This is a genomic window from Litoribrevibacter albus (assembly GCF_030159995.1).
Taxonomy (GTDB): domain Bacteria; phylum Pseudomonadota; class Gammaproteobacteria; order Pseudomonadales; family Litoribrevibacteraceae; genus Litoribrevibacter; species Litoribrevibacter albus.
Window position 1 is genome coordinate 17,097 of the sequence record NZ_BSNM01000006.1, and the last position, 19,797, is coordinate 36,893.

18 protein-coding genes are annotated in these 19,797 nt (G+C 48.4%); 10 read left to right on the forward strand and 8 right to left on the reverse strand.

Annotated elements, in window-relative coordinates; translation table 11 throughout:
* Nucleotides 1-50: 50 nt before the first annotated feature.
* On the reverse strand, nt 51-737 hold the full coding sequence (locus QQL66_RS04925; protein WP_284379465.1) for a LuxR C-terminal-related transcriptional regulator: 687 nt from the start codon (nt 735-737) through the stop codon (nt 51-53).
* A gap of 206 nt (nt 738-943) precedes the next feature.
* Here QQL66_RS04925 and QQL66_RS04930 point away from each other — a divergent pair, with 206 nt between their 5' ends.
* The 3 genes from QQL66_RS04930 (at nt 944) to mobA (ending at nt 3,616) form a co-directional block, all read left to right on the forward strand.
* Nucleotides 944-2,320, forward strand: a complete 1,377-nt coding sequence (locus QQL66_RS04930) for an MFS transporter (RefSeq protein WP_284379466.1) — start codon at nt 944-946, stop codon at nt 2,318-2,320.
* A 72-nt stretch (nt 2,321-2,392) separates the two neighbouring features.
* A complete protein-coding gene (gene ssb / locus QQL66_RS04935; protein WP_284379469.1) occupies nt 2,393-2,971 on the forward strand; it encodes a single-stranded DNA-binding protein in 579 nt (192 codons plus the stop codon).
* A gap of 87 nt (nt 2,972-3,058) precedes the next feature.
* Complete coding sequence (mobA, locus tag QQL66_RS04940; protein ID WP_284379470.1) at nt 3,059-3,616, forward strand: molybdenum cofactor guanylyltransferase MobA; 558 nt, start codon at nt 3,059-3,061, stop codon at nt 3,614-3,616.
* A 32-nt stretch (nt 3,617-3,648) separates the two neighbouring features.
* Here the strand turns inward: mobA and moaA are convergent, their stop codons facing one another.
* On the reverse strand, nt 3,649-4,632 hold the full coding sequence (gene moaA, locus QQL66_RS04945) for a GTP 3',8-cyclase MoaA (RefSeq protein WP_284379472.1): 984 nt from the start codon (nt 4,630-4,632) through the stop codon (nt 3,649-3,651).
* 208 nt (nt 4,633-4,840) lie between these two features.
* Between moaA and QQL66_RS04950 the strand changes: the two genes are divergently transcribed.
* The 3 genes from QQL66_RS04950 to QQL66_RS04960 all read left to right on the forward strand — a co-directional run bounded on the left by QQL66_RS04950 (nt 4,841) and on the right by QQL66_RS04960 (nt 6,929).
* Nucleotides 4,841-5,746 carry an SDR family oxidoreductase gene (locus tag QQL66_RS04950; protein WP_284379474.1) on the forward strand — a complete coding sequence of 302 codons (906 nt, stop codon included), beginning with the start codon at nt 4,841-4,843 and terminating at the stop codon, nt 5,744-5,746.
* A 51-nt stretch (nt 5,747-5,797) separates the two neighbouring features.
* Entirely contained in the window at nt 5,798-6,280 is a 483-nt protein-coding gene (moaC, locus tag QQL66_RS04955) for a cyclic pyranopterin monophosphate synthase MoaC (protein WP_284379476.1), read from the forward strand.
* A gap of 148 nt (nt 6,281-6,428) precedes the next feature.
* A complete protein-coding gene (locus tag QQL66_RS04960; RefSeq protein WP_284379477.1) occupies nt 6,429-6,929 on the forward strand; it encodes a hypothetical protein in 501 nt (166 codons plus the stop codon).
* A gap of 70 nt (nt 6,930-6,999) precedes the next feature.
* On the opposite strand, the gene QQL66_RS04965 is transcribed toward QQL66_RS04960, so the two are convergent.
* Nucleotides 7,000-8,289 carry a cyclic di-GMP phosphodiesterase gene (locus QQL66_RS04965; RefSeq protein ID WP_284379479.1) on the reverse strand — a complete coding sequence of 430 codons (1,290 nt, stop codon included), beginning with the start codon at nt 8,287-8,289 and terminating at the stop codon, nt 7,000-7,002.
* Between the two features lie 161 nt (nt 8,290-8,450).
* On the opposite strand from QQL66_RS04965, the gene QQL66_RS04970 reads away from it, so the two are divergent.
* Nucleotides 8,451-9,956, forward strand: coding sequence for an amidase (locus QQL66_RS04970; protein WP_284379482.1), 1,506 nt, complete (start codon nt 8,451-8,453; stop codon nt 9,954-9,956).
* Between the two features lie 98 nt (nt 9,957-10,054).
* On the opposite strand, the gene trxA is transcribed toward QQL66_RS04970, so the two are convergent.
* Nucleotides 10,055-10,945, reverse strand: a complete 891-nt coding sequence (gene trxA, locus QQL66_RS04975; RefSeq protein ID WP_284379485.1) for a thioredoxin — start codon at nt 10,943-10,945, stop codon at nt 10,055-10,057.
* 160 nt (nt 10,946-11,105) lie between these two features.
* Nucleotides 11,106-11,876 (reverse strand): hypothetical protein, encoded by a 771-nt coding sequence (locus tag QQL66_RS04980; RefSeq protein ID WP_284379488.1) that lies wholly within the window; start codon nt 11,874-11,876, stop codon nt 11,106-11,108.
* A 270-nt stretch (nt 11,877-12,146) separates the two neighbouring features.
* Between QQL66_RS04980 and QQL66_RS04985 the strand changes: the two genes are divergently transcribed.
* Both QQL66_RS04985 and QQL66_RS04990 read left to right on the forward strand, forming a co-directional pair.
* Nucleotides 12,147-13,292 (forward strand): MalY/PatB family protein, encoded by a 1,146-nt coding sequence (locus QQL66_RS04985; protein WP_284379491.1) that lies wholly within the window; start codon nt 12,147-12,149, stop codon nt 13,290-13,292.
* Between the two features lie 40 nt (nt 13,293-13,332).
* A complete protein-coding gene (locus tag QQL66_RS04990) occupies nt 13,333-14,211 on the forward strand; it encodes a cation diffusion facilitator family transporter (protein ID WP_284379495.1) in 879 nt (292 codons plus the stop codon).
* A 107-nt stretch (nt 14,212-14,318) separates the two neighbouring features.
* On the opposite strand, the gene mtnA is transcribed toward QQL66_RS04990, so the two are convergent.
* Nucleotides 14,319-15,392 (reverse strand): S-methyl-5-thioribose-1-phosphate isomerase, encoded by a 1,074-nt coding sequence (mtnA, locus tag QQL66_RS04995; RefSeq protein ID WP_284379497.1) that lies wholly within the window; start codon nt 15,390-15,392, stop codon nt 14,319-14,321.
* 84 nt (nt 15,393-15,476) lie between these two features.
* Nucleotides 15,477-16,280 (reverse strand): S-methyl-5'-thioinosine phosphorylase, encoded by an 804-nt coding sequence (locus tag QQL66_RS05000; RefSeq protein ID WP_284379500.1) that lies wholly within the window; start codon nt 16,278-16,280, stop codon nt 15,477-15,479.
* 258 nt (nt 16,281-16,538) lie between these two features.
* On the opposite strand from QQL66_RS05000, the gene QQL66_RS05005 reads away from it, so the two are divergent.
* Nucleotides 16,539-18,470, forward strand: a complete 1,932-nt coding sequence (locus QQL66_RS05005; protein WP_284379503.1) for a response regulator — start codon at nt 16,539-16,541, stop codon at nt 18,468-18,470.
* A 92-nt stretch (nt 18,471-18,562) separates the two neighbouring features.
* On the opposite strand, the gene QQL66_RS05010 is transcribed toward QQL66_RS05005, so the two are convergent.
* The gene (locus QQL66_RS05010; RefSeq protein WP_284379506.1) at nt 18,563-19,645 is read right to left on the reverse strand and encodes a hypothetical protein; all 1,083 of its coding nucleotides are present in this window, start codon (nt 19,643-19,645) and stop codon (nt 18,563-18,565) included.
* Between the last annotated feature and the right edge of the window lie 152 nt (nt 19,646-19,797).

Sequence of the window (19,797 nt, forward strand, 5' to 3'; positions counted from 1 at the left end):
TCATTATAGGGACTATGAGGATGAGATAAAGAGCAGGATGCTCTTTATCTTTATGCTGCGTTAGAACGATTTACTGCATCAGAGTCCAGGTTTTCGTTGGCCCAGTTAATGGCTTGTACCCGGTTAGATGCCCCGATCTTTTTGAACAGGTTATACATGTGGGTTTTGACTGTGTGCATGCTGACATTTAACTTGTCGGCAATTTGGGCGTTAGTCGCTCCAGTAGCTGTTAACTTGAGAATCTGAAGCTCACGCTTGGTTAGTAGCTGGCTGGAGTCTTCTGCTGTACGGTAGGCAGTACGAGTTTGTTGTAAGTAAACTTTAAGCAGTTTACGTGGAATCCATAAGTCGCCAGCAAGTAAAGCATTAATGCCCTTATAAACCTGGCTCTGTGGTTGGTGAGCGTAAAAAATACCTGCGATCGTTGGATGATCAATCAGCTTTTCGAACTTGGAATCCGACAATACGTTGATGAAGGCAACGGAAATCGCGCTGTTCTTTTGGTAAAGCTCATTGAGGAAGCGAATGGCTTGTTCTGGTCGAATGTCTCGTACATCCAACAGTAACAGGCTGGTAAGCTCTTCTTCAGCGGAAATACGTTTAACTGCATCTGCTTGGTTGGTTAGCTGTGCTGACAGATGTTGCTCGTTGATCAGATAGTTAATGATCACAGAGTTTTGAAGGTTTTGTTGACCGACCAGTAGAATGTTCTGTAACGATTTCTTTAAAGCAGTCATGGTTAGCTCCTTATCCTTGGGGCAAAACTGATTAAATCCCTTACTACTTAATCTCGGGGGTGTTCTCTATTCGCGAGACAGCCATTAAGCCATAAAAAAATGTAGGATTCTTGTTCTATGTCTAATTTCCTACATATCAAGAAGATATTGTCGTAATCGTAAAAGTGATAAACTTGCGCCCGATCACAAAAAGGAGTGGAGAAGGCATGAATTCTAATGAGCGCATAAGCACGTTGTCACTGGCGTTGCTGTACTCATTTCGTATGTTGGGCCTGTTTATGGTGCTTCCGGTTTTATCACTTTATATGTCTCCGGAATCGACAGGTAAGACGTTAGAAGGGGCTACACCATTATTGATAGGTTTGGCAATAGGCGGCTATGGTTTAACTCAAGCTCTGATGCAGATTCCGTTTGGATCATTGTCTGATCGTTACGGACGAAAATTTTTAATCACGGTTGGATATTGCTTGTTCATAAGCGGCAGTTTGGTTGCTGCAATGAGTGATTCCATTTACGGAATTATTTTCGGTAGGGTACTACAGGGAGGCGGAGCTGTAGCTGCCTGTATTATGGCGCTGTTAGGTGATTTAACATCTGAACAGACTCGAACCCGTTCTATGGCTATGGTTGGCGCCAGTATCGGCGTTTCGTTTGCGATCTCGATAGTGCTTGGGCCTATTGTCGATGCGTATTGGGGCATTCATGGCATTTTCTGGTTGACGGCGTTGTTGGGTGTGATCGGCCTGGTGATTTTATGGAAGATGGTGCCGAACCCACCAAACTCTGTGTATTCCTTGGAAACTTTGTCGACGAAAGAAGGGTTGTCGAAGAGTTATTTTAATGGAGAGTTACAGCGCGTGTATTGGGGCGTTTTGATTCTTCATGCGCTGCTGACGGCGTTGTTTATTTTCCTTCCTACTAAAATCATTGCGGCTTTCGACATTGAAGCCTCTATGACCGGGTGGATCTACTTACCTGTAGTTGTATTGGGGTTTGTGCTGGCGGTGCCTTTTATTCTGGTGGCAGAAGTAAAACGTCAAATGAAGTGGATGATGGTTCTGGCTGTCGCGTTGATGCTGCTTGTGACGGTTAGTCTGATGGCAGATGTAACGGCTGGTTATGCCATGGCTATGTTACTTCTGGTCTTTTTCACGGCCTTTAATCTTATGGAAGCGACATTGCCATCCTTGGTGGCGAAGCTTGCTTCGGCAGGCACCCGTGGCAGTGCGATGGGGCTGTTCTCATCCCACCAGTTCTTAGGTGCGTTCATTGGTGGCTGGCTAGGCGGTATGGCGTTGCAATGGAAAGGTGAAAGTTTTCTTCTGATGGCCTGTTCTGGATTATTGGTTTTATGGTTGATTTTGGTTACCACCATGCAGCCGCCAAAGTTTTTGAAGGGATTATCTTTACCCTTTGACCTGACCGGTGATTCTTCTTCCTCTCTGGAAGCCCTTCGTCAGGTAGAAGGGGTGTTGGAAGTGTACCATTACGGAGAGATGCAAACTTTGTACATAAAATATGATCCCGACCTGACGAATGAAGGGATAATTCATAAAACTTTGCAGGGTGGCCGCTTGGCCTAAGCTGAGTCTGAGGCTACAATGATCCCCTTAATTTTATTTTCAGTCGTAAGTTAGATTCATCTGGAGAGTTTCATGGCACGAGGAATTAACAAAGTCATCTTGGTCGGTAATCTTGGGCAAGATCCAGAAACAAGATACACCGCCAATAACAGTGCTGTGACGAATATCACCATTGCTACCAGTGAGTCGTGGACTGATAAAGCAACTGGTCAAAAACAAGAGCGTACTGAGTGGCATCGTGTTGTGCTATTCAACAAGCTGGGTGAGATCGCAGGTCAGTATCTTCGTAAAGGCTCTAAGGTGTATATCGAAGGCGCGTTACGTACTCGTAAATGGCAGGATCAGCAAGGTCAGGATCGTTACACGACTGAAATTGTTGCGAATGATTTACAGATGCTAGACAGCCGTGGTGGTGATCAAATGGGTGGACAGCCTATGAACCAGCAGCCAATGGGCGGCGGTTATCAGCAACCAGCGGCGGCACCTGTTCAACAAGCACCAAATATGGCGCCACCGGCTCAACCAATGCATCAGCAACCAGCCGCCGCGCCAGTGCAGCAGCCGTATCAGCCACAACCTGCGGCTCAACCTCAGTCGCCAGCTCCGGCACCAGGCGGATTCGACGATTTTGATGATGACATTCCGTTCTAAGCATTGCCTTAGGATCTGTATGTAAAGTAGATTGTAAAAAGCCTCACGACTGTGGGGCTTTTTAATGCATATAACGTTGATATTGCTATGGAAATTCAAGGATTAATATTAGCTGGTGGCCAGGCTTCTCGGATGGGCGGCGTCGATAAGGGGCTCCAGTTGTGGAATGATCAGTGGCTGGTGCGTTATCCGCTGAAGGCGTTGGAAGGGCTGTGTGGTGGCATTCTGATTAGCTGTAACCGTAACCTTGATCGGTATCTGACGCTGGTGGATGAGATTGTGGAAGATCAGGCGTCTGATTACCAGGGGCCTTTGAGTGGATTGGTCAGTGCCATTGAACGAATCCGTGCAGAGTGGTTGCTGGTGTCGCCATGTGATACGCCGTTAGTAACGACGAGTGACTTTGAGCAACTGCTTCAAGCGGCAACACAAGCGCCTGATCACCATTTATTTGCCTTGTCTGATGATGAGAAATCCCATCCGTTGCATTGTCTGATTCATCGTTCACTGTTCTCTGAAATAACGGCCGCGTTTAATGACGGGGAACGAAGTGTCTTCCGTGTGTTTAAGCGGCTTGGGGTGATTTGGGTTGAGACCGACAAAGCGCATATGCGGAATGTGAATGCGCTGGAACAGTTGAACTAAAGATTGCGGCGAGTGTGTTGGCGAGTGGCGGGCTAACCGCCAGTGGTGTTCATGAAACGAAGGATTTGCGGCTCATCATGAACGTCGAACTCGTGGCTTTTAGGTTTGATCTTCATCGCATCAACAATAATGGCTTTCAACTCTTCATCACTGCAGCCATTGCGTAGCGGTTCTCTTAAGTCCACCGAATGCTCGTTGCCGAGACACAACAATAAGCGGCCTTCGACTGTCACTCGTACGCGGTTACAGTCACCACAGAAGTTATGAGAGTGAGGCGAAATAAAGCCAACTCTGGAGTCACTGTTGGTGAATCGATAATACCTAGAAGGACCTGCGGTCTTGAACGTATCAGGAATCAATTCATATTCTTGCTCAATAATCTGACGAACTTCATCGCTGGTGCACAAGCTTTCACCTCGATTATGTTCCGTAATCACACCCAAAGGCATTTCTTCAATGAAACTGATATCAATGGCTTTTTCCCGGGCATAATTGACCAAATCCAGAACTTCGTCGTCATTTCGACCTTTAATGATCACTGAGTTCAGTTTGATTTGTTTAAAACCTGCGTCTTTGGCCGCATCTATCCCTGCTAGCACAGTATCGAGCTTGCCGAATCGGGTGAGATCTTTAAAACGTTCTGGGTTTAAACTATCGAGACTGATGTTAAGGCGTTGAACTCCGGCATCTCGAAGTGGCTGAGCGAGCGTTGTTAGCTGACTGCCGTTGGTTGTGGTAACGAGATCATGCAGATCGTCCAGTTTGCCGAGCTGTTGAAACAAGCTAATGACATTATTTCTGATCAGTGGCTCGCCACCGGTGAGACGGATTTTGGAGACGCCAAGGTCGACAAACGCTGTTGCAATGCGTTCAATTTCTTCGAGAGTCAGGATCGATGATTTAGGCAGAAAGGTCATGTCTTCCGCCATGCAATACACGCATCGGAAGTCACAACGGTCGGTTACGGACATGCGAACATAGTTCACGACGCGTCCAAACTGATCAATCAAAGCCATAGTTTCTGCTCTCTAGTACCGGTCAGGCTGACAATACATCAAATAACGTTCTCTGACTATTGTCAGCTATTCTACCAGAAAGTTTGATGTCTCAGGTCAAGTATTTTGTAAGCCGGAGATAAGATCGGGTGCGCCTTGTGTGGTAATTTGTGGCGTCATTGTTGATAATCGAAAGAATCGTCTAAAGGTATGATCAGGTGAGGTATCGATGAAACTAATGGTGGTTGGTTCGGAGAGTCAGGTGGGGAGCGAATTAGTGACTCTGCTGGAAACGCAGGGCATTGATTTTGTGGCCTTTGACTCCGATGAACAGCTATTTATTGATCAACGGGATATTGCTCAGTTAATTCAGGAGCATCAACCGGACTTCCTGATCAACAGTACGTTGTATCCATTTGTTGATCGGGCGGAAGCCGAAATTGAGCGCTGCCGACTGAAAAACCTGGAGATCCCTCGCGCCCTTGCTAAAGCGTGCAGTACGGTGGATATTCCTATGCTGCATCTGACCTCCCCGTATTTGTTTGACGGCGATAAAGTGGGGCCTTATACCGAGAAAGACGTTCCCAATCCGGTTAACTTGTATGGTGAGATTCATCAGACCTCCGAAGAAGCCGTGTCTGCCATTTTGGAAAAGCACATTATTTTACGTTTAGGGCTGGTATTCAGTTCGGGCGAAGATAATTTTGTCGGGCGTGTACTGGACCATGGGGGTCAGGATGAGCGGATGGAAGTGATTGGTCAGCAGTTAGCCTGTCCGACTTCTGCATGCAGCGCCGCTGAAGTGATCCTAGCGATCTGCAAACAGCTGTCGTGTGAGATTAATGTCTGGGGTATCTATCATTATTGTGATGTCGAAGCTGTGACACGCCGAGAGTTCCTGGAGGCGGTCATTGAAGAAGCCGAACGTCATCCAGAGTTGAATGCTCGCCATGTTGAACAGGTTAGTAGCTCTCAGCATAAAGGGTCTGCGAAACGTCCGATGAATGCGGTTCTGAATTGTCAGAAACTACTTTATACCTTTGGAATTAAGCAGCGTTCCTGGCGTGTTGAATTGGCCAAGGTGGTAGTTAAGTTGGCTGATCGTCGATTAAAAAACTCAGAGCCAGCGAACTAGGCTGGCAAAGAGAGCCCCGTCTGTATTACCCAGTGAGTTTCAGGAAATTACATGTCTAAATTTACGCACATTGATGATCATGGCAACGCGATCATGGTCGACGTGTCTGAGAAAAATCAAACGACGCGCACTTCACAAGCCGAAGGGTTTGTATACATGAACGACAAGACTTTGGCGATGGTCGTCGAAGGCTCTCATAAAAAAGGCGATGTTTTGGCGGTGGCAAGAATTGCCGGGATTCAGGCGGCAAAGAAAACGTCAGATTTGATCCCGTTGTGTCATCCCTTAATGTTGAGTTCAGTGAAGGTGGATTTTGATGCTCAGCCTGAGCAGGGACGAATTCGGGTGCTCTCAATGTGCAAGCTTACCGGGCAGACGGGCGTTGAGATGGAGGCTCTGACAGCCGTATCAGTGGCGTGTTTGACTGTCTATGACATGTGTAAGGCCGTTGATAAAATGATGCGGATCGAAGGTGTTCGTGTGTTGTCTAAATCAGGAGGAAAGTCGGGAGACTGGTCAGTCGTCAATGACTAGCTGCCGTCTGTCTGTAGAACAAAAAGCTGGTCGTTAATTTGCTTTGTTATATCCCGTAGGAGAGTGACAACGCTCTCGTGAAAAAAAGGGGTAAATGGTCGTAATATTTACTCCTTCGCCGCCGATAGACTAACTAAGGAGGTGGCCTATGTACGAGATAGTGACCAACCAGACCCAAATACCTGTGGTGGCTCTGCTAGAAGCCCGAGTAGAAACATGTTACCTCGCCACAGGTTCTTACGAGCATCGTCGGAATAACGACGCCAGCGTCGTTTCTTTGTCTTCCACGCAAGATGCCTTTAAACGTGACCAGCTTCGTCACTATGTGACTCATTCCGAAGACGGTTTTTACCTGGATATTCGCTTTACTCACAACGAGTTCGAGTTTGTGGATGCCATATCCAAGTGGCTATCCCGGTTGACGACTCAACTGCTTTCCGCGTTCCCGGATTTGGCCGAACTTGTGATCAATGAGTTTCGGCTTGGTATGCCTATGGAGGCGTTACCGGTGAGTAAGCTAAAAGCGTATAGCGATCGCTGGGAGTCTTCTTTGTGGGAAAACATCCAGGCGTATAAGAAAATCAGCAGAGACCTTCATGAGCATTATCAGCAGGCGTTAAAGCACTGGGATGCCGAGCAATCCGTCTGAGTCGGGCAAGACTGCAGTATAAATGCTTGGTCAGCTGGTCGTTCTGTATAAAACTGGATTCGATGGGGAATCACAGCCAGTTAAATTCAGATAAGTGCGGGTATTCTTTGGATTTAGTGTAATCCAGAATATCGACACCAAAGCTGCCATTGCTTAACGCTTTAGAAATTTCCAGCGGTTTCTCGTCGGCTTTGATTGGGCACTTTGCAAGGTTGATGATTCGTTCTTCTTGCGGTCGTTTCTGTTCATCACGAACCAGTAATACCTTAGGTTTGAGTTTGTATTGTGGGTTGTTGGCCAGCACAATGCCTACCTGACCGTTATTCAATTCAACAATACTGCCGGTAGGTACAATACCGACCATTAAGATGAAATGTTGCAACAATTCAGGGTCGAATTGCGTGCCACGGTTCTCGTAGAGAATTCTCAGCGCTTCAGCGGGTGTAGCAGCGGGCTTGTAGCAGCGTTCACTGGAAATGGCATCATACGCATCAACAATAGTCACAATGCGGGTGTATAAGGAGATATTTTCCGCTTTTAGATTGGATGGATATCCCATTCCGTCGAGACGCTCATGATGGTGTCGGGCGACGGTGATAATTGACGGATCGAGATCGCTCTGTTGCTCCAGAAGTTCCCCGCCTCTCGACGCATGAGCTTTCATCACATCGTACTCTTCCGGAGTCAGCTTACCTGGCTTATTGAGAATCTCGTCAGGAATAATCATCTTTCCGACATCATGCAGCATGCCGCACATTCCCAAAAGCGACAGTTCTGATTCATCCAGATCAAGGTGACGTCCAAAGGCTATGGATAATATGGCAACCCGCAAGCAGTGTTCGGCGGTGTATTCATCCCGGTTTTTTATACGGGTTAGCCAGAGTAACGCATTTGGATTCGAAACCACGCTGCGAACAAAGCCGTTGATCGTTTCCCGAATCGGTTCGATATCAATGTCTTCCGCTTCTTTGACTTTGTTCAGTATTGAATGAATTTCAACATTGGCTTTGTCGTAGAGCGTTTTGGCTTCGGGGAGCGTTTTATGCAGTGGTGTCGTGACCTGCGGCTCTTTGAGAGAGGACTCCTGGGTTTTTTCATTGATGTGATGCTTTTGGTAGGAGAACCAGTAGTGCTTCTCTACTTCAATGGTGACGTGTTTGCAGAGGGCACGTAATTGCTGAAGTTCACGCTCGGTGGTGATTCTAAAGCCTTGAAACATAAAGGGTGTCTGCAACCAGGGACGGTCCAGTTCCTTCACGTACATACCTATTTCAAGCTGTGCTGTATTCAACTTTACTTCAATGAGTTCGCAACCGCGATATGAACCTTGGTGGTCTGACATATTTTTATTGTATTTCAACCAAATGTCTTTCAAGTATAGCAAGTCATTTTCTGATGGCACGACGATGCACTTCATAATTCTTAAAAGTGTGATCTTTACCCATGAAGAAATACCTGTTTTGACATGGATCTAGAGTAAAAGCTCAGGTATAAAAAAGAAAACACTGTGAGGAATTCATAATGGTAAGGCTACCCGAGTACGATGACATGGATGCTGTGGACATCGCGCATCAAATTTCAACTAAGGCGTTGTCTGTAAAAGAAGTGGTGGAGGCGGCCATTGACCGTATTGAAGTCCGAAACCCTCAGATTAATTCCATCGTTACGTCCATGGTGGAACGTTGGCCGTCTGATTTTGCCAAGACTGCTTCAGACAGCCCGTTGTATGGCGTTCCCTTTCTTTTAAAGGATTTGGTGGCTGCATTTGAAGGGGTGCCATTCAGTTGTGGTAGTCGAGTGTTGGCCGATTATATCCCGGATCACGATTCGGAAATGGTGACACGTTTTAAGCACGCGGGCTTGATTCACTTGGGGAAAACCAACACCCCGGAGTTTGGTTTGATGGGCGTGACCGAGCCAGAACTCTTTGGCCCCAGCCGCAACCCGTGGAATACGGCTCATACACCGGGTGGTTCCAGTGGTGGCAGTGCCGCTGCTGTGGCGTCGCGGATCGTACCGATCGCGTCAGCTGGTGATGGCGGAGGGTCGATCCGAATTCCGGCCTCTTGCTGTGGTGTTTTTGGTCTCAAACCGTCACGCGGACGCACGCCTACCGGACCGGATCAGGGGCAGTTGTGGCAAGGTGCAGCGGTTGAGCATGTACTGACTCGCAGTGTCCGGGACAGTGCTTTGATGTTGGATCTTACTGCCGGGTTGGATCAGGGCGGGCATTTTCCGGTCGCGCTTCCTGATAGACCGTATTCGGAGGTGATCAAAGAAGCGCCTCGAAAGCTGACCCTTGCCTTCAGCACTAACAATCCAACCGGAGGTTCATTACATCCAGAGTGCCTGCGTGCGGTCGAGAAGACGGCCCAATTGCTTCGCAGCCTTGGACATGAGGTGGAGGAAGCCACGCCAGAATACGATGCTCAGCAACTCTATCAATGTTATTTATCGATGAACCTAGGGGAAACCGCTGCAGCGGTAGGGCATATTGAAGAAGAGCTGGGACGTTCGTTAAAACCTGGTCAGGACATCGAAGTAATGACCGCGATGTTGGTGAAACTGGGTAAAGCTTATTCGGCCAAGGAATTTGCTCAAGCCTTACATGCCTGGAATCAGTACGCGCGAGCCATGGGTAAATTTCACCAAAAATATGATCTTTATCTGACGCCTACGATGGCTGATCTGCCCGCTAAGGTCGGTGAACTGATGCCGACGCCGATAGAGAAGTTGATCCTCAAAGGCTTGTATAACTTGCCGGTGGCACATCTGTTGAAGCGTACCGGAGTGTTTGAGCAGTTGGCGTTCCGTCAATTGGAAAAGTTGCCGTTTACCCAGTTAGCCAATCTTACCGGGCAGCCGGCGATGTCTGTGCCTGTGCACTGGGCTGACAATGGTTTACCTGTGGGGGTGCAATTCATGGCACCAATGGGGGATGAGACTACGCTATTTCAGGTGGCGGCCCAGCTGGAAGCGGAACTGCAGTGGCAGCAGCACAAACCGGCTTGGTTAGCTGCTGACTGAAGGTAGGTTTGCGTTCGAAAGTTCGATAAACAAAAAAGTCCGCACTATTGACTCAGTCGTATTAGTGCGGACTTTTCATGTCAGAACAATACGTTTGCTTAATAAAGCAAGGTATAGAGTTTGCGTTGATATTTGGCTTTCAATGCATCCGAGTTCGTTAAAGAAAACAGAATGTCCGTCATGGTTTTTTTCGCTTCGCCTTCGGCGGCATTAAGGTCTTTCCTCAAACACGCCAGCAGCAGTTCAAGTGCTTCTTCGTGACGGTTGACCTGACTGTATTGGACCGCTAATTCGACGGAGAGTTGAGCATCGTCGGGGGACTTGGCAAGCTGTTCTTCAAGGGATTTCAGCTCTGGAGAATCGACGGCGTCTTCAGCCAGTTCAAGCTTGGCTTTGATCCGGTTGTATTGTGCGTCCTGATCTTGCAATGGAATGGAACCAATCACTGCATGTGCGGCTTCCAGGTTCCCCAATTCAATCAACACGTCGGCAAACGTAAGCGCAATATCTGAGCGTTTAGGATCAGCAAGGTGAGCCGCATTGAGCAACGCGCAGGCGTCTTCCAGTTCGCCGTTTGCCAGTTTTTCCTGGGCTTGTTGGAAAGCCACTTCATGTTCTTTCGGTAGATGCTTTTCGAGCATCTGACGAATCTCAGACTCGGGTTGAGCGCCCATAAATCCGTCCACAGGTTGTCCGTCTTTGAGTAGTGCAACGGTCGGAAGCGAGCGAACGCCAAACTGCGCGGCAATGGCTTGCTGTTCATCGCAGTTGACCTTGGCAAGAAGGATTTGGCCGTTGTATTCATTGGCCAGTTTTTCAAGGATTGGCATCAGTGCCTTACACGGCGCGCACCAATCTGCCCAGAAATCGACCACTACAAGGCGCTTTTGAGATTCTTCCAGAAGTGCCTGTTGGAAGTTTTCCGGAGTAATTTCAACAATGTTGCCTAGTTGGGTGGCCGGAGCGGCAGAGTTTTCCAATTCGATCATCTATTACATCTCTGTGAGGTGAATCGCCTGCTGACGTTTAAAGTGAGCTTAGCGATAAATCAGCTATTGCTCCAATAATGAGGGCGTCGCGCCCTGATTTCAATTGTGAAGGCTAAAAAGGCTGGTGATGTAGACGTTTGGCAGGGAGACCAAAGAACGATCAGGCGATGGCGTTAAGGTTAACGCCTACACGTTGTTCTGCATTCTGTTCAAGAAAACTGGCAACCCTGGGATTAGGCGCTGTTTCCTCATCGTCTAATTCAGCAAGAGATGTATTAAAGTTTGGTTCTTCAGTCTCGGCTGGTGGCTCAGGGCGCGTTTCAACTCTCGATTGGCTGGCGCTCGATTGGCTGGCTTCAGCACTTGCCGCTCGTGCACGTTCCAATTCCGCATTGTTCTCAGCCTGGGCTGCACGTAGATTGTCGCCATCGGTAAGATCATTACGTTGTGCAGGACCTTGGCCATTAGTGTTTTGGGCTGCCGTGTCGGGTTGAGGTTCACTCTCGGGCTCAGTGGCGGCTTGTTGATTATTAGGATTTTCCCGATCTTCACGGGCGATCAAGTCTTCCCGTGAAAGAGCCGGTGCTTGAGGTTGTTGATCTGGTTCAGAGAGGGTGACGGTGACAGATTCTTCCGGTGCTGGTGGACGTGTCGTACCTTCATTATCGTCGTTGTTGGTACGGTTTTGTTCGGCCAGTTGTTGTCGCTGGGCTTGTAGCTCAGGATCATCCCGGCGGTTCAACTCTTCTTGAGGTTGCGTCGTGGATTGGCTGTTGTTACGAGGTGATGTTTCATCAGTAGCTTCGGGGGCTCGTGCCACAACATTGTCTTCAATATTACGTGTAACGTTGGCAACACGCTGTTCTTCCTCACCGGTATTTAACGGTTGGACTAAAGGGTTGATACCTGTAGTTGCGGTCACTGTTGTCATACGCAGCCTGCTACTTTCAGATGAGTTGTATAATAAATATACAGCAGAGGGGCGGGTGGCTCAAGATGGTTTGCTTGCTGGAGCTAGAACGAAACGTACTAAAAATGAAACCTTTTTCTGTTTTTTTGACTAAGTAACGCGGTAAAGTACTTATTTTGAGAGATTACGTGAAAACGATAGCGCTGGGTAAATCAGCGGTTATGACGTCTTTCTCATTGTCTTTTCACTATAGCAACAATGCACCAATCATTTGATCAGTCAGAGGATGTCATGAACGGGATCGACTTTAATCACACCATTGATCGTACTCAATCGTCCAGTATGAAATGGGAGAAGTATCGCGGAAAAGATGTGTTGCCGATGTGGGTCGCGGACAGTGATTTTCGGGTTGCCGATGAGATTATTGATGCCCTGAAAGCCCGGGCCGATCACGGTATTTTTGGCTATACCCTGATACCTGATCAACTCATTGCCTTGATCATTGAACGCATGTCGACCATGTATAACTGGCAGGTCAAAAAAGAAGATATTGTCTTTATTCCCGGGTTGGTGTGTGGTTTGAATCTGGTGGCCAGGGCTTATGCCAAAGACGGAAAGAAAGTAGGCATTCCTAAACCGATCTATCCGCCGTTTGTGTCCTCGGTTTCTAATGCGGGAGCCGAAGCGTGTTTTTTACCTTTCACGAATCAGGACGGGCGTTGGATGATCGATTGGTCGGAGTTGGAAGCTAACGCGGCTGAAATTCATCTGTTGATGTTATGTAACCCTCAAAACCCGGGTGGAACGGTGTTCCGTCGTGAGGAGCTGAACCGTATTGCGGAACTGGCGGAGCAACACGATTGGATCGTGTGTTCCGATGAAATTCATTGTGATTTGTTGCTGGATGATCTGCCACACGTTCCGTTTGCTTCGGTCTCGGAGGCTGCCGCTCAACGCAGTTGTATCTTAATGGCGCCCAGTAAGACTTGGAATATTGCGGGCTTAGGCTGTTCATTTGCAGTTATCCAGAACCCTGCCTTGCGAATGCAGTTCAGACGACAGGCGCAGGGGATTGTGCCTGAAGTGAACTTAATGGCCATTGAGGCAGCGGTGGCCGCGTACGAACATGGTGAAGCGTGGCTCGCCGAACAGATGAAGTATCTTCGGGATAATAGAGACTACATTGAACAACAAGTGGCAGACATCGACGGCTTGTCGATGCTGCACACAGAAGCGACCTTTTTGGCGTGGATTGATGCCTCGGCGTTAGGGCTTGAGAACCCGGCGGCCTATTTTGAGGAATTCGGTGTGGGAATGTCGCCGGGTCGTGACTTTGGCTGGGACCAGTTTATTCGTCTAAATTTTGGCTGTCAGCGTGCGCTGTTGGAAGAAGCCTTGGAACGTATCAAACGGGCGATAGCGCACTTGCCTAAATAATCATCTGAACTAAGAACCTAATTAATGAGAACGGCACACTATGCATGATTATGCGCGATTAACTGTGTTGGCGGGCTGGGTTGCAACCGGCACGGCTCTGTTTCTGATTGCCACCAAAGTTGTGGCGGTGATGATGACCGGTTCTTCCAGTGTGCTGGCGTCATTAACGGATTCCTTGTTGGATTTGGCGGCATCGGCGGCCAATTTATACGCGCTTAAGCTGGCGGTTCAGCCGGCGGATAAAGAACATCGGTTTGGTCATGGTAAGGCCGAAGGGCTGGCGGGCTTAGCCCAGGGGACCTTTATCTCTGGGTCATGTGTGTTATTGGTGTTGCATGCGATGGATCGAATCCTTGAGCCTCAGCCGGTGCGTCAACCGGAAATCGGAATTGTGGTGATGATCATATCGATGATTGCGACCTTGGCATTGGTGAGCTTCCAGCATTATGTGGCGAAGGTGACCGGCAGCTTGGCGATTAAAGGCGATTCATTGCATTACAAAGGCGACCTGTTGATGAATCTGGCCATTTTGGTGGCGTTAGTCCTGGCATCCTACGGATTCAACGAAGTCGATGGCTGGTTTGCTTTATGTATTGCGGTTTATATTCTCTACAGCGCCTGGTGTATTGGTAAGGAAGCGGTAAATGCCTTGATGGATACGGCTCTGGATGATGACAGTCATTACTTGATTAAAGACACGGTGATGAATCATCCGAGAGTGCATGGCATGCACGAACTTAGAACCCGCCAGTCCGGGCCAACCAAATTCATTCAGTTTCATTTGGAATTGGACGACTTTATTCCGCTGTCCGAAGCCCATCAGGTGTCGGATGAAGTGGAAGCTTCGTTGAGAGACGCCTTTCCTGATGCCGATATCCTGATCCACCAAGACCCGCAAAGTGTGGTGCGAGGCAAGTAATACATAACCATTCTTAAACGAGGCCAGTGAGTTGGCCTCGACGAGTACAGGTGGACGTTTTCAGACGTAACCGATCGAACGGTTAGTGGAGGTGTTTGGTGTCTGGACTACCGCTGAAAATGGCGACGAATCTTTTCGGCGTCTGGTTGCTCAATGATCCCTTGCTCGGTGACGATGGCGTCAATTAACTCAGGAGGGGTTACATCAAATGAGGGATTCAGGGCAGAGATGCCTTCGGGTGCAATCTGAATGCCTTGGAGTTGAGTCACTTCTTCTTCCGCCCGTTGTTCGATGGGAATGTCTTCACCGGAGTGGATGGTGAGATCGAAGGTTGAGCTTGGTGCGGCCACCATGACTTTGCAGTGATGATGACGAGCCAAAATCGCCAGGTTGTAAGTCCCTACTTTGTTGGCAACCGAGCCATCGGCGGCAATACGGTCTGCACCTACAATCACCCACTGCACTTCGTTATTCTTTAGCGTATGACCTGCCGCGCCTTCGGTAACGAGTCGGGTCGGAATGCCTGCCTGTTGAAGTTCCCAACTGGTCAATCGGGCGCCTTGTAACCAGGGACGCGTTTCTCCGGCAAAGACTTGTGCAATTTTGTTCTGGCTGAAGGCGGTTCGGATGACGCCGAGCGCTGTGCCGTGACCACCGGTGGCTAAGGCACCTGCATTACAGTGGGTATAGACGGTACTTTGCGGCTCAATCAGAGATGCTCCGTGACGACCGATGCTGTGACAAAACTCAATGTCTTGCTGGTGGATTTTGATGGCTTCTGCCACTAAGGTCGGAATCACCTGAGCATTTGGCTGCGCGGCCAAAATGGTTTTCATTTGATTCAGTGCCCACATCAGGTTGATTGCCGTGGGACGGCTCTCTGCCAATTGCTCGATGTCCTGATTAATGGCCGTGGTGTCGCCTCGGCCAAGTGCCTGTTGATGTTCAATCGCTGACAAGGCAACGCCGTAGGCGGCGGTGATGCCAATGGCTGGGGCTCCTCGGACGACCATGTCATGAATGGCTTTGGCTACGTCGGGTGCGGTGTTAAATCTCAGCCACTCGGTTTGTGCGGGTAATTTACGTTGGTCGAGTAATTCCAGGGCGGATTGACTCCATCGAATCGGGCTGAATTCTTCCGGGATAAAGCTCGTCTGTTGTTCGTTCAATAAACTGGTCATCGGGTGTGTCGGTTCTTTTACGGGTTGTATTGGTGATGTTTACGGCGATGTTTACCGGGTAACTATTACTGTTACTATTAACTGTTACTGGGCCTGAGCGCCTTCACGTTCCTGGGCGGCTTCGCTATCTTGTGTCGCGATGGCTTCCAGAGTTGCATCCAGTAATTCCGTCACTTGGTTGATGCCTTTGTTGATGACGGCTCGAATGTCATCCATAGTGATTTCGACCTCGCTTTTTCCGGCGGCTGGGTTGACCGACAGACAAATGCTGGCGTAACGGATATCGAGTTCTCGCGCTAATGCGGCTTCGGGCATGGCGGTCATACCGACAATGTCACAACCGTCACGTTCGTATTTAGTAATTTCAGCGGCAGTTTCTAATCTCGGGCCTTGGGTTACGGCATAGGTGCCGCCATCGGTCATCGGCAGGTTTAAGTGGTGGCCTTGATCTAACAGCAACTCTCTCAGACTCTCGGTAAAGGGCTGCGAGAAATCGATGTGCTGAATCGACAGCAGGTCATTACTGTTGTCTTGCTGAGAGAAGGTGTGTTCCCGTCCCCAGGTGTAATCAATGAGTTGATCGGGAATGCACAGTTGTCCGGTTGGCGCATTTTCAGTGATACCGCCAACGGCGTTCACCGCAAAAATATCGGTCACCCCTAGTTGGTGCAGTGCATGGATGTTAGCCCGATAATTAATCTGATGCGGAGGTAAACTGTGTGGCTGGCCGTGTCGTGCCAGGAAATAGAAGGTCGTGTCTTTGTGGGCCATTTTCTGGATCTGCCCAGAAGGTGTGCCATAGGGTGTGGATAACTCGATGGTTTCCACTGCGTTGGCATTTGGAAATTGATTTAGCCCGGTTCCACCGATGACGGCTACTACACGCACAGTCTGCACCTCATTGCTTGTTAATAAACGTTAGTTGATAAGCGTTTGTTGATAAGCGCTTGTTGATAAAACGTTGGTCGATACATATTTGATTGAAAGGGCTCAGTATATCTGAAGCCTGGATACTTGGTCGTGTTCTAACGCAATTCTTTTTGATGCAAAACTTGGCTTTATGGCAGCGCTGCTATACTTGATGAATCTCTCCATCTCTTGTTTACAACATGCTGAAATCGATCTGGTCTGCGATAAGGAAATACAATGACATCGAACGTGTTAGCCGTCGAAGGCAGTAAGACACAACGGGCTGTGTTGGAACGCTTGTTTAGTATGGCGGGGATGAGCGCAAAACTGTTGGATTCGACGGAATCTCTTCAGCAGGTTTTGGAAAAAACACATTTTGATTTCATTTGTCTGGGAATGCATATTCCCGGTTCAATGAACGGCCTGGAAACATGCCGATTTATTCGGGACTTGCCGGGTTATCAATACACTCCGATTGTTCTTCTGACCACATCCGATGCGAATACCACCCAGAGTGAAGCCTTTGGGGCTGGCGTCACAGATATTTTTAATCGAAATGAAATGGCGGAACTGGCCGCGTATCTGACTCGTCATATTGAACGTCATCGTCAGATTGAAGGTCGGGTTTTGTATATTGAAGATTCGGTCAGTCAGCAATTATCGATGATGAGTTTTCTTGAAGAAACCGGCTTACAGGTAGATGCGTTTGAAAGTGGTGAAGCCGCATGGCGAGCCTTTGAGATCAATCATTATGATTTGGTCTTGACCGATATCGTGTTACCGGGAGAAATATCCGGATTGCAGTTAGTCCATAAGATACGTCGCCTTGGTGGTGAGAAAGGTGACGTTCCGATCATTGCGATTACCGGCTATGACGATTCCGTGCGCCGGATTGAGCTGTTGCAGCGCGGCGTAAACGATTATGTGTCTAAACCTGTGTTACCTCATGAAGTGATCGTTCGTGTGCGGACGCTGATCAATAACTGTCAGTTGATTACTCAATTGAAGCAACAGAATGAGACGGTTGAGCAGCAAGGGAAAAACCAGTTGGCATTCTTAGCCAGCATCAGTCATGACGTTCGCACGCCATTAAATGGCATTTTGGGAATTCTGGATCTAATTCGCTCGGACGATCTTAATAGCCAACACCAGAAGCTATTAGACGTTGCTATGCAGTCGGGAGAGCATCTGGTGTCCATTATTGATGATGTGCTTGATCTTTCGCGTGCCGAGATGGATGAGTTTGTCATCGAACAGCAGCCCTTGCAGATTAAAAACATTGCCAGGAATGTAATGCAGAATCTGAAGCCAGAAGCGGACCGAAGAAGTCTGGGGTTTACCGTTCAATACTCCAACACCATGCCTGATCTACTGCGGGGGGATCCTAAACGTCTGTATCAGGTATTGATGAACCTCATTGGTAATGCGCTTAAATTCACTGATAAAGGGCGTGTGGATGTGGATTTAGATTTCATCCCGCCAACGCTAGATCAACCACTGGGGGTGTTAAAAGGCTCGGTGCAGGATACCGGTCGGGGCATCCCTCAGGTTCAGTGTGAAAATATCTTCAATAAGTTTCAGCAAGTGGATGCGGTGGCTAGAAGTAAAGGCGGCAGCGGTCTGGGCCTGGCCATTGTCCGAACCATTGTTGAGGCTTGGGGGGGCACGGTTGGTGTTGATTCGAGATTAGGAGAAGGCACCCGATTCTGGTTTACGCTTCCGATGGAGCTGATGGAAGTAAAAGACCATCAGGATTTAACGGGACATCATGAAACGCCCTTGTTCCAAGGTGATGAACTGAAGGTGCTGGTGGTTGAAGACAACGATATCAATCGGCTGGTGACCGGAAATATGCTGGATCGTTTATCGGTTTCTTATACCATCGCAGAAAACGGCCAGGTTGCGTTGGATATGTTGGATCAGCAAGACTTTAATTTGATTCTGATGGATTGCCAAATGCCGGTGATGGATGGCTATGAAGCCTCTGCCTCTATTCGACACTCCCAGAAACCGTATGAAAACATTTATATCATTGCGCTGACTGCGTCTGCGATGATGGAAGAAGAGCGTAAATGTTATCGGGTGGGCATGAACGACTTTCTCGCCAAGCCGGTGTTGTTTGATAACTTAGTGAAAGCGATGAATAAGGCCTACCAGAGTTTATCCTAATGTTTGGGGTCTGGTAGGCGAGCAATGAGCTAACTGTTGTATGTTATGGCCTGTTCGAAGGACTGAATCGTTCAATAAGCGGTTATGTTCAATTAATGTGCCCTGACTTGAACTGAATCGATAGTGTCTGCGGTGGTATTTTTCTCTGCACTCGCCTTCTCAGGTTTAGCCGGGACTGTAGAAATTGCAGCGTTTTTAGGCATTTCAGGGCGATCAGTGTCGGGAAGTTTCTCTTTCAATAACACAACCTGACGTTCTAAATGATGGATGTGTTTGATCAGTTGTTTCACCACGCTTTCCACATCTTCTTTCGAGGCCAGAAGTGAGGTGGCGCTGTCGATATCCTGTCGGGTGATCTGTCCTCTGCTGACATCATGAACGTCCTCGCGCGTTGCCAATTGAGCCATAAGGATTTCAATGCGCGCATGATGTGTTTCCATCTGATTTTCCAGAACTTTCTGAACCGCTTTAATGGATTGCTCTTTGGCTAACGGCACCAGGTCGTCTTTGGTTGTCAGAGTGTCGACTTTCTCAGTCAGAATCGGAATGTGCGCCAATAACTCAAGATCGGCTTTGGTGGCCAAAGCCGCTAGTTCTTCGGATGTGGCCAGCGAGGTGAGATCTTCATGGGTGGCTAGTTTGTGTAGATCTTCCTGTTTTGCCAAGGCTTTCAGTTCAACCGATCGGGCCAATGGGGCCAGATCAAACTTGTCTGCCTTTTGGGATAACTCATTGAATTGTTTCTTGAGTTGGAAATCCATATGGTCGCTGGATACCGCGATTTGACTCGATAATGCGTTCAAATGAGCCAGTTTAGCGTTGTCCTTAACGTCTTTGTGGGTCGCCACGCCAGAGATCGACAGTAACCGGTCGCGGCTGAGATCGGCAGCTTTTTCTACAGAGTGCTGAGCCTGTTTCAGCACGGATTTACCGGAGTCCAGTTGTTGTTCCAGTTTCGACTGGGTTTCTTCGATGATTTGATTGGTGGATGAACGTAATTGCTGATCAACGATGGCACCACGCTCGATCAAATCGGCAGAGGTTTTTTGGGTGGACTCAATCAGTTGTTGGCTTTTCTGTTTACGTCGGTCATTGATTAATAACGCGACGCCGATGGCGGTGGTGGCCAGTTTGACGAGTGTAGACGAGGGTTTGTCTTGAGACGTAGCGGTCATGGTATTGCTCCTCACATTAACAATGCTGGGTATTTCGCTGAAGGCGAACTGGCAATACCCTGTGGTTTCAGTGCTATCTCACTACTACAATACAGCGCTTCCTACAGAGAGATTTGATTCAGTATCGATTCACTTTAATGCAAGCCATTAGA

What these genes read in the sequence shown, in the direction of transcription:
- QQL66_RS05010 (WP_284379506.1), bottom strand. Translation starts at nt 19,645, where the DNA reads ATGACCGCTACGTCTCAAGACAAACCCTCGTCTACACTCGTCAAACTG.
- QQL66_RS04930 (WP_284379466.1), top strand. Translation starts at nt 944, where the DNA reads ATGAATTCTAATGAGCGCATAAGCACGTTGTCACTGGCGTTGCTGTAC.
- QQL66_RS05005 (WP_284379503.1), top strand. Translation starts at nt 16,539, where the DNA reads ATGACATCGAACGTGTTAGCCGTCGAAGGCAGTAAGACACAACGGGCT.
- moaA (WP_284379472.1), bottom strand. Translation starts at nt 4,632, where the DNA reads ATGGCTTTGATTGATCAGTTTGGACGCGTCGTGAACTATGTTCGCATG.
- ssb (WP_284379469.1), top strand. Translation starts at nt 2,393, where the DNA reads ATGGCACGAGGAATTAACAAAGTCATCTTGGTCGGTAATCTTGGGCAA.
- trxA (WP_284379485.1), bottom strand. Translation starts at nt 10,945, where the DNA reads ATGATCGAATTGGAAAACTCTGCCGCTCCGGCCACCCAACTAGGCAAC.
- QQL66_RS04980 (WP_284379488.1), bottom strand. Translation starts at nt 11,876, where the DNA reads ATGACAACAGTGACCGCAACTACAGGTATCAACCCTTTAGTCCAACCG.
- QQL66_RS04925 (WP_284379465.1), bottom strand. Translation starts at nt 737, where the DNA reads ATGACTGCTTTAAAGAAATCGTTACAGAACATTCTACTGGTCGGTCAA.
- QQL66_RS04970 (WP_284379482.1), top strand. Translation starts at nt 8,451, where the DNA reads ATGGTAAGGCTACCCGAGTACGATGACATGGATGCTGTGGACATCGCG.
- mobA (WP_284379470.1), top strand. Translation starts at nt 3,059, where the DNA reads ATGGAAATTCAAGGATTAATATTAGCTGGTGGCCAGGCTTCTCGGATG.
- QQL66_RS04950 (WP_284379474.1), top strand. Translation starts at nt 4,841, where the DNA reads ATGAAACTAATGGTGGTTGGTTCGGAGAGTCAGGTGGGGAGCGAATTA.
- QQL66_RS04985 (WP_284379491.1), top strand. Translation starts at nt 12,147, where the DNA reads ATGAACGGGATCGACTTTAATCACACCATTGATCGTACTCAATCGTCC.
- mtnA (WP_284379497.1), bottom strand. Translation starts at nt 15,392, where the DNA reads ATGACCAGTTTATTGAACGAACAACAGACGAGCTTTATCCCGGAAGAA.
- QQL66_RS04990 (WP_284379495.1), top strand. Translation starts at nt 13,333, where the DNA reads ATGCATGATTATGCGCGATTAACTGTGTTGGCGGGCTGGGTTGCAACC.
- moaC (WP_284379476.1), top strand. Translation starts at nt 5,798, where the DNA reads ATGTCTAAATTTACGCACATTGATGATCATGGCAACGCGATCATGGTC.
- QQL66_RS04960 (WP_284379477.1), top strand. Translation starts at nt 6,429, where the DNA reads ATGTACGAGATAGTGACCAACCAGACCCAAATACCTGTGGTGGCTCTG.